This is a genomic window from Pedobacter sp. (assembly GCF_035566355.1).
Classification (GTDB): domain Bacteria; phylum Bacteroidota; class Bacteroidia; order Sphingobacteriales; family Sphingobacteriaceae; genus Pedobacter.
This window is the reverse complement of the sequence record NZ_DATMRL010000531.1, coordinates 1-13,010: the sequence shown is the minus strand read 5'-3', so window position 1 is coordinate 13,010 and position 13,010 is coordinate 1. Positions and strand designations below refer to the sequence as shown.

The following is a 13,010-nucleotide window of genomic DNA, read 5'->3' as shown; positions in this document are numbered from 1 at the left end:
GAGGGATTACTTATTTGCGCAGTATGCCAAATAAATCTAAAAAACGGGCAACGCAGGCACAAAAGAACCAGCGTTTAAAGCTGGCTATAGTAAGTGGTTGGTTACGGCCAGTTTTGCATTTAATTAAGATTGGTTATAAAGCTTTAATTAGTGAAAAGACGGCAATGAACAGTGCAGTATCTTATCATATGAAGCAGGTTTTAACGGGTATTGGACCTAATTATAGCCTGGACTTTTCTAAAGCCATTTTTAGCAGGGGCGAGCTATTGGTGTCTTTTGTCAAAGAGGTTGTTGTGCTGGTTGATCAGGTATTGCACGTAAAATGGGAGAATGGACCTGAGTCTGCTTTTTGTGCAGGGACTGATCTGGTCACTTTTATCCTTTACAATCCGGAAAAGGAGGAATTTGTAACCTATGAAAATGCTGTTCTGCGTTCTGCAAAACAGGTGGATTTAAAATTGCCGAAGAATTTTGCAGGAGATGCTGTGCATGCCTGGATGCATTTGACAGATGCGCTGGGTGATAAGGTGAGTACTTCGGTTTATTTAGGGCTTGTAAATGTTTGAATTTAATTAATGGGAAATAATACATCTTAAATGTGATTTGGAAATATTTATTGTAAAAATCAGCATAGAAGAATTAATGCCTACAGTAGTTATGTAAATAAAAACTATGATAAGCTTGTTCAGGAATATACGTTTTTCGGTGGCATTAAGAGTGTTAAAGGTGTTGAAATAGAGGGTTTTGTAATGGGTAGGAAGTATGATGCTGTACTTGTAATTAAAAAAAAGTGTAACTTTATATGATGGAAATTAAGGAAACAGAACCAGAAATGGTTACAGTAACGGAATCAGGTCTACTATCTTTGGTTGCAGATAAACTTAAAGACAGAGTTTTATTTCCGGAGAAAGTAGAAGAAGCTAAGCAATTTATTAATAGCGTTATATCTAGTGCGCTTTAAAGAGTTATAAATTTAATAAAAAGAAAAGCCTGCAAATTCCCAATTTGCGGGCTTTTCTTTTTTAGATTTTACATATTTATACTAAAGTAGGCAATAGGCTGGATTAGTTATTTGTTGTCCCCCTTTTATAGTTTCAATCGTTATTAGGCAAATAACAATTATTGGCTAATTAATTTGAAACACGAAAACAAATGAAAAACAAACGATTCTATTACTGGCTGTTGACTGGGCTAATGTCTTTTTATATGCTGTTTGCTGCCTGGTTTGCTGAAACGCATCAGGCTGATTTTACCGGACGTATGGGCTTTCCGGCTTATTTTCGGATAGAGTTGACTATTGCGAAGATAATTGGTGCAGTGGTATTACTGTTTCCTCAAACTCCTCAGAGAATAAGGGAATGGGTATATGTTGGCTTTTGTATTTGTATGGTCTCTGCATTTATTGCGAAATGCAATAGTGGTTATGATTTTATGGAGGCTGCACAGCCTGCGTTCTCGCTGGTCTTTTTCCTACTGGCTATATTTCTGCTCAATAAAGTGAATGGGCAGGCGGATAGCCCGGTGGGTTAGATTGTAAAAGAAAAAGCCTCAAATCTTGTGATTTCAGGCTTTAATTTTTTCTGGCGGGGCACAGGAGGATGCAATGCAACACCTATAAGAACTTTTCAGAATAATCAGAGAAATATATAAGAATAAGAAACGAATGGAGGATAAGGAAAAAATGATTAGCAAACGGACCTCTCAGATGTGTGCTCTCTGCCTATCATCAAAGTGATTTTCGAATGTAATTATAACTAGTAGAGAATTTACAATTAGCTATACTATGTAGTTTGTTAATTTATTTGTCATTACTAGGATTATTGAAATCTCGGTAAATCTTCTAATATCTCATAGAATAGTTCTTTATAGGTTTCTCCAACCGGTGGTATTTGAACATCGTGACCAAATTCATTGCTCCAGAGACTGATTGCTAGCCCAGCAACTCCCCAGAGATTGTCGAGTTCTTCTAGTTCCAGCTTTTCTATAATTACTTTTAGGCGAACATCGAGATTGGGATGGGAAGCTCCTCCCCCTAGAGTTTTTCTCAGAAATAATAATGAAAGCGTGCCCACTAAAATGCCGGCTTTTAGTGTTTTTCCGTTATTACTATTAAAATGTCCCGATATCTTATTGATAGCAAAATCATCTGCCAAATGTTCATCCTGTTTAGCCTGATCACCAGGCTCAAAGTAACTGTAGTGTCCATAGTACTGATGGCCAAATTCATGAAGTAAGATAAAATTCAATGCTGCAAGATAAACAGCGTTAGCTTTTAAAATATATTCCTCTCCGTTGTTTAATTCTGGATTTGGTAAATGGTAAAATATCTCGCGGTTATAGCCTTTCTTTAAATAAAGTGCTGCCTGAAATAAGTCCCAGGCTTCAGCAACCTCCGGAGTATCCGCAAATGCACCAGAAAATTCGCCATTTAAACGGGGGGCATGCACACCTTTATCGAATAATACTAGTAGGGCATAGGTCATCGACCATAAATATTGGTTGAAATTCTCATATAATACGATCTGCTGTTGATTATTCAACTGCGCTACATCTCGGATGTATTCTGTCTGAATGCTGTAGACTATCTTATCGCTGAGACCATTATATACCTCGTTCTCAAATTCTTTGAGGAAGTCTGGGGAGATGTTGAAAAAAAGGTCTGCCAGATTTCCGCAAAGTACCCTAACTGGAAGCAGGCCTCGCTCATCCACTCGCGTTAAGACCTCTTTTATCGAAGGTGTTTTAATGTCTACTTTTACACCTTTGGGTTTGTTTTTTTTGCTTTTTTTCTTTCTTATGCGACTAACTGGCATATATAGTATGTTTATGTTTCCGATTTTTAAAAATAATAGATAAATTACAACAACCGGCTATCCACACAGATGGCAGGATCGGGGAATCTGAATTGATTACCTGCAAGGCATTTAAATTTATTCATTAATAAATTTGTCCAGTTGGTTTAGGTTCATTACCCTTGCCGTGAACTTATTTTCTTCAGTGAAATTCCATGGCCAGATTCTGCAGCGCATGTCATGTGGCGAGGGGACCATATCAACACCTGTAAATTCCATATCATCTACAATTTCTCTGCATGGATGTCCGTGATAAATATTTCCTGGGATGTGGTTACAAGCCTTGATGTTAAACTTGCATATGCTACAGATAGCTTTTTTAATCTTAATCACCGGACTCATGTAAATACCCTTGCCGAATTGATCGTAAAAGCTAATCTCCAGTTGTTTTAATTGGGTATATAAATCCTCAAAAAGGTCTCGATCCATGCAATGGCTGTTAACGATGTCCATCCTTTCCTTGGCATCCCATAATACCTGCCATATCAGTTCGGCTTTTTTAGGGTCTTCCGGCCAATACTTATCACTGGTCAACTCGGCTAAGCCAGTGATGTCTTCAAACGCTTTTGCCAGTACCAAGAAAATATAAGCGTAAGTATAACTGTTTCCTGCTTCCTCACCCTCACCATATGGGCGGCTTCGGTAAAGGGGTTTAATCTCTTCAATAAAATCTGCCGTTAGTTTTAACGCGTCTTCGTATTTCTCACGGCCAAAACTATCCCTCCAGGAAACTATTAGCTGGTTGCAATATTTCTCCAGTTCATTTTGTGCTATCATTTCTTTCATGACTCTTTCTTAAGGGCTTCAATGATTTTTACCAGCGCCTCAGGTTCACCATTATAGTGTATTTCAGTTTTTCCCTCAGGTCTGATCAGGGTGATGTCCGCATGCACATTCCCGGCTGGCTCACGTAGGTCTTTTCTATTCTTCCAGTCTAAAATAAGGGGACCGATTACACCAGTAACTACTCCAATGACAGTAGGGAGAATAATGTCGTTTAGGATGTAAAGTTGTCCAAGCCAGATATCGTTGCTTCTTCTCTCCGTTGTCGGCAGATTTAGTCCCAGATCGTATGAGTTTGCACATTTTATTCCTTCTGATTTTAGCAGCTTACTTAACGTTATGGAATTCTGCGCGTCATAAAGTTCACCATCCTGATCGATATTTTCAGGGAGTATTAAAATATCATAATCTTTTATCACTTCTTCTTTCACGCCAAGGTTCCATAGTTTTTGTAATGCGAGGTGTTTTTCGATGTTTAATCCTTCCATCTTTATTTGTTATTTAAGTTTAATTTGTCATTTATTTAGAACATCAGGTCTCTATTCTTAATTAATCAAGTGGAATTGATCCTTGACCTGAAACTTTAACTGAGTTTGTTGAAATTTCGGTGGGCTTCCTCGTCAATAAGCTCCTCCTGCGGATACATGAATTCCCATGTTTTCTCCCGTTTTGGTTACATATCCACAACAGTATTCATTCAATGAATTATGTATACTACCATCTGATCTTTTTTAATCTGAACAGATGGTTTTCTGAATGGTCATTAAATATATCCTCCAAGGATGCCTTCTATTGGAATTAAAAAACAAACACCCCTTGCTGGTTGAAGACATTCAGTTTATACTGGTATACAGAATTTGGGCAACAAACAAGATTAATGATTTCTGTTTTTCAGCTTCAAAGTGTAAAAATAAAGCATCTTTAGAAAAAACTTCGAAGGCGAATTCTATTTATAGTTTAGTTTTTAGCCTCTTTTTACAATGTCATTGAAGACCACTTTGCTATTATTCCAAAACTGAGATCTTATATCCTTACTATGTGCCTCTGGGATATTCACTTTTTGTCGTGTAGGAGTTTCTCCCACAACTTCTTCATAGTCGGCTATTGTAACTTCAAACACTTTTGGTCTGCCTTTAAATTCAGCTTTTATTTGAATAAAATAAGGTTCCTTTACATGTTGAAACTCATAGGTCATCGCATTAAAGCGGTAACCACCCGTCACAGATTGCTTTACAAAGGAGTTTTCTCGAAGATTTTGACCTTGAAGAATGGCTTGGGTTATCCCCATAAGATCATCGGCGTTAGCAACTTCTTCATTCTCTTCGCCAATTGTACCTGTTTCTCCAGATTTTCCTTCTCTAAGTGTGAGGTGCCTTACGGTTTTAAAGTTCCATTGATCTGACATCCCAGAGGTTGCCAATCTATCAAAATATAGGATTGATGATTCAGTATTTAATAATGATTGTTCAATATTTAATATTTCGGTACTTGGTGTAAGAATTTCTCCCAACAGATCTTTTAATTCTTTCGAATCAGTTGAACGATTTCCATCGATTTCAACCTGCCATACTCCCGGCTCCTTTTCTTCAATGTAAAAATCAAAATGAGTTACCTCATCTTGTAGGAATTCCATTCTTCCAGCTCTTTTCCTTGTATATTCTATTGAACCCTTGTAAATATCGGTTCCCTTAACCTTTACCAGCTGGGTAAGGGATTGTTCTATTTTTTGCTTTCCTTCTTCAAATAGCCATTGGTAATTATTTCTTAAATTGAAACCCTTGTCTTTTGATTTTAATACAAATCCTGATAATGCGTGACTGGTGTTACTAGTATACGCCTCTCTGCGTATTAACTCCAGATCATCATTGTCAAGAAATAAATTTGAAATTTCTTTTGCCAATGCAACTGTATCGACATGAGTGATGAATATTCCTCTTTCTTGGGCAAAGGTGTTGAGGAATCCTCTATTGGTTATAGACGTAAGTACTTCTACCAATTCATATTTTGTAGGGTATATATTAACTTTTGCCATTTTACGAACGCATAAATGTTGGTAGATTACCTAATATTTCCATTTCTCTAAGATCTAGGTGATTATTAAAATGTTTTAAAACCTCTGGTTTTATTTTTCTAAATTCCTCGTCATCTCTGTGGTAGGTAAAAATGATTAAAGGCTTATCATTATCGATATAGCTGTAAGAAATTAAAGCGTGTTTTAGCCTTTGAAAGCTTTCCATGCTAAGAGTTCCAAAATAAAAGACCACCTTATTTTCTACCCCCTCATTGTCGGTGAAATCTCCAAGAATAAATTTGGAAATCATATAGTTAATATTCAATGTTTTTGACCGTTTTGCTGGATGTAAATCTACAGAGGGATAATAGAACTGAAACCGATCGTCTACCTTCGAATTTAGTTCTTTAATACTTAAATGGAGGGATGCTAATCTCAAAATGGCTTCGTTTTCAAGCACATAGATTTTATTCGACGGTTGATTTTTACGCCCCAATTTTACATTAGTTTGGTAATTCAGGAAGGTGGATTTGAAACTATGATAGTCATTAAGGTTATGGAACCAAATGACAATGACTCCCATTCTTAACGGAATATCACCCAAAATCGGAAACTTTTCCCGCAATTCTTCAGAGTTCTTTAGATTTGTTAGTTTTTTATCGAGAACTGTAATCCATGTTTGCAATGAAGAACTGGAAAAACTATCAGTCTTATATCTTTTCGCTTCAACAATAACACCTTCTTTGAGGTTTGCTTTTAAGGAGTCTACATAAGTAAAAAGACCGTCGACACCGCTTTTTCCTTTTTCTTCATTAGGTAAGTCAATATTGGAATCACCCAGTTTCTCCCAATTAAATTGTGTTAATAAAGCGCTTGCCTGGTCATTCCAGATGTCCCCGTTGACGCCCTGATCTTCAGCCATTTTTTGAAAATATTAGTTGTTTTAAAAAATCTAAAATAAAGTCGAACTCATCTGTGTCGGATAAAAACTTCAATGCACCATTGGGGAAAATCTGTAAAGTAAAACTTTCATTCTCATTGATTCTAATCAAGAATGAAAGCTTAACAATATCTGATTTGTAAGCCTCTACAAGCTCTGGACCGATTGTTTTATTCATCACGGAACCAGAAAATCGACCGACGAGTTCATTGTTAAAATTAAAGTGGTTGATAGTTATATGATCAATCGTGGTATTTATATTCTTTTCTAATAGGAGCTTATAGAAAGCCGAACCATTAAGATTTACTGGCTGAAGATCATATTCCTGTGTCAGAATTGTGCGAAAAAGGTACTTCACACAATTCATATGCGAAACACCTCCTACGACATATAAAATATTAAGATCTAAATCAATAGAAAAACTAAACTCAGTAAAAACGAAGATTTGTTTACGCTCAAATTGACTCTGAGTGCTGTCAAAATCATTAATAAAAGTAGAAGTGCGTTTAATGACTTTAATAGTGATAACATTATAACTAAAATCAGTTAGTGATAAACCAAAACCAATTTTATCGTCGAAACCGAAATTACTTATAATGTTTATTAGATATTCTGAGAAATTATCAGTGCCGGAGACAAACAACGTATGGAAAACCAAACTCTTTACTCTTTTCATACGATTTCTATTTGGTTTTGGAGCTATTAATAGTTTTTTGGACAAATTAATAATTTATATTAGAATAATGAAAAACTCTGTGCTATATACTTTATCCAAATCACTGCTGTTGAATACAGTTTTATTGGCGTGATCGATATAGGTAACGCCGTAGAGCTGTCCTTTGTCGGTTGATCTGAACACCATATCTGCACTGTTTTTCAGCAGTTCATCTTGGAAACGTGCCCTGCTCAAATGTCCGAACCTGATCAGAATGAACCATCTGGTTTAAGGATATTAATAAAATCCTCAGATGCAAAGGCGATTCAAACCCTTCAGGACTTGCAAACCGAAGAACTGTATAACACTCATACCAACGAACTGAAGGAAATGCTCGATATGTGTTATAAGTTCTCAGACAATTATCTGGCTATACTTGAAAAATATGTTTTAAGTTGCACCAAAATATCACAAAAGGAATTATACCGTATTGCCTTTAGTGCAGAAATGGAACAAGCACATTTTGGACAACGACCTTTTAGTAAATTCAAAAACGATATTCTCAAGGAGCTAGAAATTATCAAGTAATTATTTGGTTAATGTATACAAGATTAGATTGCTACCCTTTTAAAATCAAAGTCTAGCTCAATATTGAAATCAGTAGATAGACTTTTATAAATCAGGTGAGCGTACTCAAAAAGGTAGTGAGTAATCGCATGAGCCTGACATGTGGTTAATTCAATCTTTTTTGTATTCCCGCTTTCTGAAATAGTAAAATGCTGAGTAAATAATGTTTTTCTATGTGCTTCGTGTATGTAATCTTCAAACTCTGGATTTACAACCAATCTTGAATGCACGACTAGATTTCGTATTTTAGCAATAAGATCAAACCAATGGCTCATATTTTTATTCCAGATATTATTTGATTCATGCTGTTTGAAGAACGGAGAAATTTTTCTTAAAGCTTTGATAAACCCTTTATTACCTGCGCCTTGAATGTATGAGATTTCGTTTCTTACATCCTGAAAAGTAGCGTATGTATTTGGTAGTTTCAGAACCTGACTGAGATTTGGATTCTGAGTAATAAGCTCTGATAGGATATTTTTTAGAAAAGATTCAAAAACTTCAAACACCTGAGTAGTAGTGAGGCAAGCAATATAGCTCAACAACCTAGTCACTTCAGTAGGCAGATTATCGGAAGTTAGCGAATATCCAACGTTCGTGTCGTAAAGATTAGCCCCACCTTCTAATTGTGATAAATCCCGGTAAGTGGTGATCATTCCTATCAATTCATAATTTGGGAAAGAAAAATTCTCCTGCAACTGTTGGCCTCTTGAAGACACAAAGCTGTCGAGAACGCGTAAGTTTGCATCTAGGCCTGTGCATTCGATAAACAGGGATTCAATATGTTTTTTTAGATAGTTCATTTTTAAATATATTATTCGTTATCAAATCGTTTCATCAAATCTATCATACTTAGTTTATAACCATTTAAAAGGCTATGCAATTCCTTACTCACAATAAACATGTTGAAAGCATAATCTACCTTCTTGCTGATAGAAAACTCCGTGGTTTCTGCCAATCTTATATACATCATAAATTCATCCCCATCGTCAATCCTGTCAGTGTTTATTTTCATGTGCTCGTTGGAGAAATGGATTAGACCGCTTGTATTTTCATACAACAATCTGAATCCTGGATATAAATCATTCAATTTTGTGGACAAATATTGATCGGTCATCTTATTACCCTCCGCGTCTTTAATATTTCGAATATGCTCTCCATTTTGGATGCGATTATAAAAGTCTAATCTATCTCGCACTAACGATAGTGCGAATAGCCTCATGCAATTATCTGCTTGGAGCCTGATCAGGTTAATAGCGGTTATCCAATTATTTGCATGGGCAAGAGTTTGGAAACCTTTGTTTAATTCTATAGCCCTGTGCACAATGGAGAACGTAAAATGACTTGGTTTAGAAAGCAATTTACTGTTAGTTTCGTTTGTGAAAATATCTATTGCAGTTTGGTTTAGCTTCTTATTCATAGCGTCTAAAGACTCAAATATTTTAGCTAAGTCATCTTCTGAAACTTCGGTATTTAAAGGTTGTTTTTCCATTTTGATTCTAGTTACATTTTATTACTATCACTAACCTGTTAAACAGGAATGATTTAAGAACAAAGAAACATAGTTGTTGCGCAGTGTATTTGCGCAGATCAGAAAATTTAAAAATATCGTAAGAAAAAGACACTATATGATGCCACAACGATAGTAGCCGGATCACTCGACTAGAGAAGGATATGAAAAATTTGATTTTAGGTGTTGTCCAGGATAAGCACTACTAATGTAGTTCTATTTTTGGAAATTCTGATACTTGTTTTATGAAACAATCACAACTAGAATATGACCAAAGCCTTAACCTAAAAGGTCATTCCCTAAGCCTAAAAAGGACGAAAAATCTGTAAACAGCGACAAAATTTTCGATTTATCGGCATTGCCGTATATGTTGAACCTGCATTAGGTATATGTGGATGCGTCACTTGGACTGAAGCATGAGATGATTTGAGAGGTGTTCAAAGATAATCTCACGTATAAAGATGGGCTGTTTAGAACACCTTAGATTAATCCAGATTTAAAATGTAACTTATTATTTTTAAAGCAAATAGGGTTGCTCGATATCGAGCAACCCTATGAGTTTGAGAAATCATTCTCTTTATGCGGAGAGTGAGGGATTCGAACCCCCGGAGCTATTACACTCAACAGTTTTCAAGACTGCCGCAATCGACCACTCTGCCAACTCTCCGGCGCAAAAGTACAAATACCGTCTGGTTTTGCAAATTATGATATTAATTTTTTAACGTAAAATTGATAACTTGTTAAAACAGAGTCAGAAAAAAATCATTCTGTACCATTTTTTAGTCTGTAGAAGAGGTTTTTTTGAACAAATTGAAGTTCGGACGGATGATCTTAACGCTTCTTTTGGACAGATCTATGCTTGCATTGAGTTCAAAACCCATCAGTAAGATGAAGGAATTTAGGTAAAGCCAGATCATAATTACAATTAAGGTACCTATGGAACCGTACACTTTGTTGTAAGAACCGAAATGGTTTATGTAAAAGGAGAAACCCCAAATGGTAAGAAAGGCGAGTATGGTGGCCAGCCAGGAGCCGGCACTGAAAAGCCGCCATTTTTTTGCATGGGCAGGTCCGTAGCGATACAAGATGGAAATGGTGACAAAATATAAAATACCCAAAAGCGCCCATCTGGTCAGCTGGATCAGGTAATACATAAAGTTGCCTTTAATATGCAGACCGTTTTTTATATAGTTCAGGGCAATCTCGCCAATGGTCATTGCACCAATGCAGATAATGATAGAAATAAAAATGACCAGGGTAAGCACAAAGGCAATCAGCCTTCTTTTTAGCCAGCTCCTGGTTTCCATAATAAGGGATGATTTGTTAAAGGCAATCATCAGGTTGTGCACGCCGTTGGTGGCAAAGTATACAGAAACTATAAAACCGAAGGAAAGCAATTTTCCATTCTGCTTCTTGATGATCTCGGTTAAAGTGGTTTCAAAGGCATCAAAAGCTTTATGGGGCAGGATCAGTTCAATTAAAGACATGAGTTGATCCTGGAAACCATTGGGCAGGAAAGGAATCAGTGTAAACAGGAAGATGATGCCGGGAAATATAGCCAGCATAAAATTATAAGCCAGGGAAGAGGCTTTATTGACTAAAGCCTCTTTTTGTATTTCCTTTAAGAAAAAAGAAGCAACAGTGTAAAGCGGGATAGGGCTAAACCCAGGAAGTATATAAACTTTGGTCCATTCAATAAATAAGGCATAGAACCTTATTTTTAATAAATGCCGGTGTACCCATTCCATTAATTCAACTTAATATGTCATCATGATCTTACCAATGTACAAAATACATCAGAGATCTGTTCTTGTTGGCTTATTTTGTTACGAAACTATCTGAATATGTTACGTTTGTTTAGGGCGTCTCTATACTTCTTCGCATTGATTTCGTGCTGCTCTTTGGTTACAGCAAAATTATGGTAACCGGAGAAATCATCTTTGGCACACATATACAGATAATCGTTGTTGTCTTTATTCAGTACTGCATCGATGGCATTAATACTTGGCATCATCACTGGTCCCGGAGGCAATCCTGCGTATTTATAGGTGTTGTATTTTGAGTCTACTCTCAACAGAGCTCCTGTTACTCTTTTTACGGTAAAATCGCCATTGGCAAAGATCACGGTAGGATCGGCCTGCAGAAGGATTCCTTTGTTTAATCTGTTGATGTACAGTCCGGCTATGATCGGCATTTCTTTGTCGAAAATGGCTTCTCCGTCTACAATAGAGGCAAGAATAGTGACCTGGATTGGGGTCATTTTTAAGGCTTCTGCTTTCTTTTTGCGTTCAGGATTCCAAAACTTAGTATATTCCTTTTGCATTTTGTCAAAAAACTCAACAGGAGTGGTATTCCAATACATATCGTAGGTGTTTGGGATAAACATCGTATAGATATTGTCTGTATTGAATCCATATTTTTCAACCAGGGCAGCAGAATCCAGTACATGGATAAAGGCCAGGGAATCTGACTCGAGGTTTTTGGCAAGGTAGCCTGCAAATTCTTCTTTGCGACGGATGTTCTGGAACTTTAGTTTAACAGGATCCTGGTTTCCCGATTTAATTTTATTGATCAGGCTCCGGTTGTTCATTCCTTTTGACAATTTATAACGACCGGGTTTAATACGGTCTGCCAGGTCCATTTTTGCCGCGGCCTCGCTGAACGAGTTCAGGTCTATCAAAATATCTTTTTTCTTGATCTCCTCTACGAGGTTTTCCAGGTTGTCGCCTGTTCTGATGTATAGAAACTTTTCTTTTTCAGTAACGTTAGGGGCGAAGTAGACTTTGTAGAATTTTAAGCCAAAAAATCCACCCACTATTATTAAAATTAAAACTACGGCTAAAATAATTTTGGTTTTCGGCGTAGCATTCGTTTTCTCGCTGCTCATATATATTATAAAATGGAGTTCTAGTTCTGTTTATTTGATAGGGTAATGTTTATTGGCGTGCCAATTTTTACTTTGGTTAAGGAGTCTGAAAGTATGGGTGTCTGCATCACAATTACGGCATTTGCACTGTCTGTAATGGTGCCTTCGTAGGTGATATTGCCCAACGTGAGCATAGCGCCTTTCAGGGAGAACCTGGCTTCGTCTTTAGTTAAACCCAGCAGGTTGGGAATGTCTACTTCTTCATTACCTCTGCCATCGCCTAATACAAGGTCTATTCTCGATCCTTTTGGTAAAACATCGCCTGCTTTTAAAGGTCTTCCTCCAAAATTGGCTTGTAACACCACATCTCTGGCCACATCAGCTTTATAGGTTGTATCACCAATTTTCAAGCCAAAGCTTTCCAGTGTGGGTTGAACTTCCCGCAGGGATTTGGATTCGATGTCAGGGAATTTAACATTAGGGGCCTGGGCTGTATTGATGGTAAGGTATATGGTCCGGTTGTCTTTAACAAAAGTGTTTGCGTCGGGATCCTGATCGATCACGATTCCCGGAGGTTTATCCATAATGTATACGGAATCTACTTCATAACGGAGTCCGAGACCTTCCAGTTTACTAACTGCCTGGTTAAAGGAAAGCCCTTTTAAAGCAGGAACATTTAAGCCTTGTCCGTGTTTGGTGTAATATCTTAAGCTGAAGAATGCAATAAATAGAATGGCAACTACTGTGAAAATAGCTGCAATAAGGTTAT

16 protein-coding genes and 1 tRNA gene are annotated in these 13,010 nt (G+C 36.9%); 4 read left to right on the top strand and 13 right to left on the bottom strand.

What is annotated here, in order from left to right; all coding sequences use genetic code 11:
* The 3 genes from VNZ46_RS20710 to VNZ46_RS20700 all read left to right on the top strand — a co-directional run.
* The coding region (locus VNZ46_RS20710) for a DUF6266 family protein (RefSeq protein WP_325562165.1) at positions 1 to 566 on the top strand (566 nt) is incomplete at its 5' end.
* Positions 567 to 802: 236 nt separating this feature from the next.
* Positions 803 to 961, top strand: a complete 159-nt coding sequence (locus tag VNZ46_RS20705; RefSeq protein WP_325562164.1) for a hypothetical protein — start codon at positions 803 to 805, stop codon at positions 959 to 961.
* Positions 962 to 1,152: 191 nt separating this feature from the next.
* On the top strand, positions 1,153 to 1,530 hold the full coding sequence (locus VNZ46_RS20700; protein WP_325562163.1) for a DoxX family protein: 378 nt from the start codon (positions 1,153 to 1,155) through the stop codon (positions 1,528 to 1,530).
* Positions 1,531 to 1,817: 287 nt separating this feature from the next.
* Here the strand turns inward: VNZ46_RS20700 and VNZ46_RS20695 are convergent, their stop codons facing one another.
* The 7 genes from VNZ46_RS20695 to VNZ46_RS20665 all read right to left on the bottom strand — a co-directional run bounded on the left by VNZ46_RS20695 (position 1,818) and on the right by VNZ46_RS20665 (position 7,448).
* Complete coding sequence (locus VNZ46_RS20695) at positions 1,818 to 2,813, bottom strand: phage exclusion protein Lit family protein (RefSeq protein WP_325562162.1); 996 nt, start codon at positions 2,811 to 2,813, stop codon at positions 1,818 to 1,820.
* A 117-nt stretch (positions 2,814 to 2,930) separates the two neighbouring features.
* Positions 2,931 to 3,638, bottom strand: coding sequence for a hypothetical protein (locus VNZ46_RS20690; protein WP_325562161.1), 708 nt, complete (start codon positions 3,636 to 3,638; stop codon positions 2,931 to 2,933).
* Positions 3,635 to 4,123 carry a hypothetical protein gene (locus VNZ46_RS20685; protein WP_325562160.1) on the bottom strand — a complete coding sequence of 163 codons (489 nt, stop codon included), beginning with the start codon at positions 4,121 to 4,123 and terminating at the stop codon, positions 3,635 to 3,637. The genes VNZ46_RS20690 and VNZ46_RS20685 overlap by 4 nt, the downstream gene beginning before the upstream one ends.
* 476 nt (positions 4,124 to 4,599) lie before the next feature.
* Positions 4,600 to 5,667 (bottom strand): hypothetical protein, encoded by a 1,068-nt coding sequence (locus VNZ46_RS20680; protein WP_325562158.1) that lies wholly within the window; start codon positions 5,665 to 5,667, stop codon positions 4,600 to 4,602.
* A 1-nt stretch (position 5,668) separates the two neighbouring features.
* Positions 5,669 to 6,568, bottom strand: a complete 900-nt coding sequence (locus VNZ46_RS20675; RefSeq protein WP_325562156.1) for a hypothetical protein — start codon at positions 6,566 to 6,568, stop codon at positions 5,669 to 5,671.
* Entirely contained in the window at positions 6,561 to 7,262 is a 702-nt protein-coding gene (locus tag VNZ46_RS20670; protein ID WP_325562154.1) for a hypothetical protein, read from the bottom strand. Before VNZ46_RS20670 ends, VNZ46_RS20675 begins: the two co-directional genes overlap by 8 nt.
* 54 nt (positions 7,263 to 7,316) lie before the next feature.
* On the bottom strand, positions 7,317 to 7,448 hold the full coding sequence (locus tag VNZ46_RS20665) for a hypothetical protein (protein WP_325562152.1): 132 nt from the start codon (positions 7,446 to 7,448) through the stop codon (positions 7,317 to 7,319).
* 48 nt (positions 7,449 to 7,496) lie between these two features.
* Between VNZ46_RS20665 and VNZ46_RS20660 the strand changes: the two genes are divergently transcribed.
* Positions 7,497 to 7,829 carry a hypothetical protein gene (locus tag VNZ46_RS20660; RefSeq protein ID WP_325562150.1) on the top strand — a complete coding sequence of 111 codons (333 nt, stop codon included), beginning with the start codon at positions 7,497 to 7,499 and terminating at the stop codon, positions 7,827 to 7,829.
* Positions 7,830 to 7,852: 23 nt separating this feature from the next.
* Here the strand turns inward: VNZ46_RS20660 and VNZ46_RS20655 are convergent, their stop codons facing one another.
* The 6 genes from VNZ46_RS20655 to VNZ46_RS20630 all read right to left on the bottom strand — a co-directional run.
* Positions 7,853 to 8,668 carry a hypothetical protein gene (locus VNZ46_RS20655; protein ID WP_325562148.1) on the bottom strand — a complete coding sequence of 272 codons (816 nt, stop codon included), beginning with the start codon at positions 8,666 to 8,668 and terminating at the stop codon, positions 7,853 to 7,855.
* 11 nt (positions 8,669 to 8,679) lie between these two features.
* Positions 8,680 to 9,357 carry a hypothetical protein gene (locus tag VNZ46_RS20650; RefSeq protein ID WP_325562146.1) on the bottom strand — a complete coding sequence of 226 codons (678 nt, stop codon included), beginning with the start codon at positions 9,355 to 9,357 and terminating at the stop codon, positions 8,680 to 8,682.
* A gap of 600 nt (positions 9,358 to 9,957) precedes the next feature.
* Positions 9,958 to 10,042 (bottom strand) — tRNA-Ser (locus tag VNZ46_RS20645).
* Between the two features lie 112 nt (positions 10,043 to 10,154).
* Positions 10,155 to 11,123: a YihY/virulence factor BrkB family protein gene (locus tag VNZ46_RS20640; protein ID WP_325562144.1), complete on the bottom strand. Its 969-nt coding sequence runs from the start codon at positions 11,121 to 11,123 to the stop codon at positions 10,155 to 10,157.
* 86 nt (positions 11,124 to 11,209) lie between these two features.
* A complete protein-coding gene (gene mltG / locus VNZ46_RS20635; RefSeq protein WP_325562142.1) occupies positions 11,210 to 12,262 on the bottom strand; it encodes an endolytic transglycosylase MltG in 1,053 nt (350 codons plus the stop codon).
* 20 nt (positions 12,263 to 12,282) lie between these two features.
* Positions 12,283 to 13,010: PASTA domain-containing protein (locus VNZ46_RS20630; protein WP_325562140.1), on the bottom strand; the 728-nt coding region annotated here is incomplete at its 5' end.

What these genes read in the sequence shown, in the direction of transcription:
- VNZ46_RS20705 (WP_325562164.1), top strand. Translation starts at nt 803, where the DNA reads ATGATGGAAATTAAGGAAACAGAACCAGAAATGGTTACAGTAACGGAA.
- VNZ46_RS20700 (WP_325562163.1), top strand. Translation starts at nt 1,153, where the DNA reads ATGAAAAACAAACGATTCTATTACTGGCTGTTGACTGGGCTAATGTCT.
- VNZ46_RS20695 (WP_325562162.1), bottom strand. Translation starts at nt 2,813, where the DNA reads ATGCCAGTTAGTCGCATAAGAAAGAAAAAAAGCAAAAAAAACAAACCC.
- VNZ46_RS20690 (WP_325562161.1), bottom strand. Translation starts at nt 3,638, where the DNA reads ATGAAAGAAATGATAGCACAAAATGAACTGGAGAAATATTGCAACCAG.
- VNZ46_RS20685 (WP_325562160.1), bottom strand. Translation starts at nt 4,123, where the DNA reads ATGGAAGGATTAAACATCGAAAAACACCTCGCATTACAAAAACTATGG.
- VNZ46_RS20680 (WP_325562158.1), bottom strand. Translation starts at nt 5,667, where the DNA reads ATGGCAAAAGTTAATATATACCCTACAAAATATGAATTGGTAGAAGTA.
- VNZ46_RS20675 (WP_325562156.1), bottom strand. Translation starts at nt 6,568, where the DNA reads ATGGCTGAAGATCAGGGCGTCAACGGGGACATCTGGAATGACCAGGCA.
- VNZ46_RS20670 (WP_325562154.1), bottom strand. Translation starts at nt 7,262, where the DNA reads ATGAAAAGAGTAAAGAGTTTGGTTTTCCATACGTTGTTTGTCTCCGGC.
- VNZ46_RS20665 (WP_325562152.1), bottom strand. Translation starts at nt 7,448, where the DNA reads ATGGTGTTCAGATCAACCGACAAAGGACAGCTCTACGGCGTTACCTAT.
- VNZ46_RS20660 (WP_325562150.1), top strand. Translation starts at nt 7,497, where the DNA reads ATGTCCGAACCTGATCAGAATGAACCATCTGGTTTAAGGATATTAATA.
- VNZ46_RS20655 (WP_325562148.1), bottom strand. Translation starts at nt 8,668, where the DNA reads ATGAACTATCTAAAAAAACATATTGAATCCCTGTTTATCGAATGCACA.
- VNZ46_RS20650 (WP_325562146.1), bottom strand. Translation starts at nt 9,357, where the DNA reads ATGGAAAAACAACCTTTAAATACCGAAGTTTCAGAAGATGACTTAGCT.
- VNZ46_RS20640 (WP_325562144.1), bottom strand. Translation starts at nt 11,123, where the DNA reads ATGGAATGGGTACACCGGCATTTATTAAAAATAAGGTTCTATGCCTTA.
- mltG (WP_325562142.1), bottom strand. Translation starts at nt 12,262, where the DNA reads ATGAGCAGCGAGAAAACGAATGCTACGCCGAAAACCAAAATTATTTTA.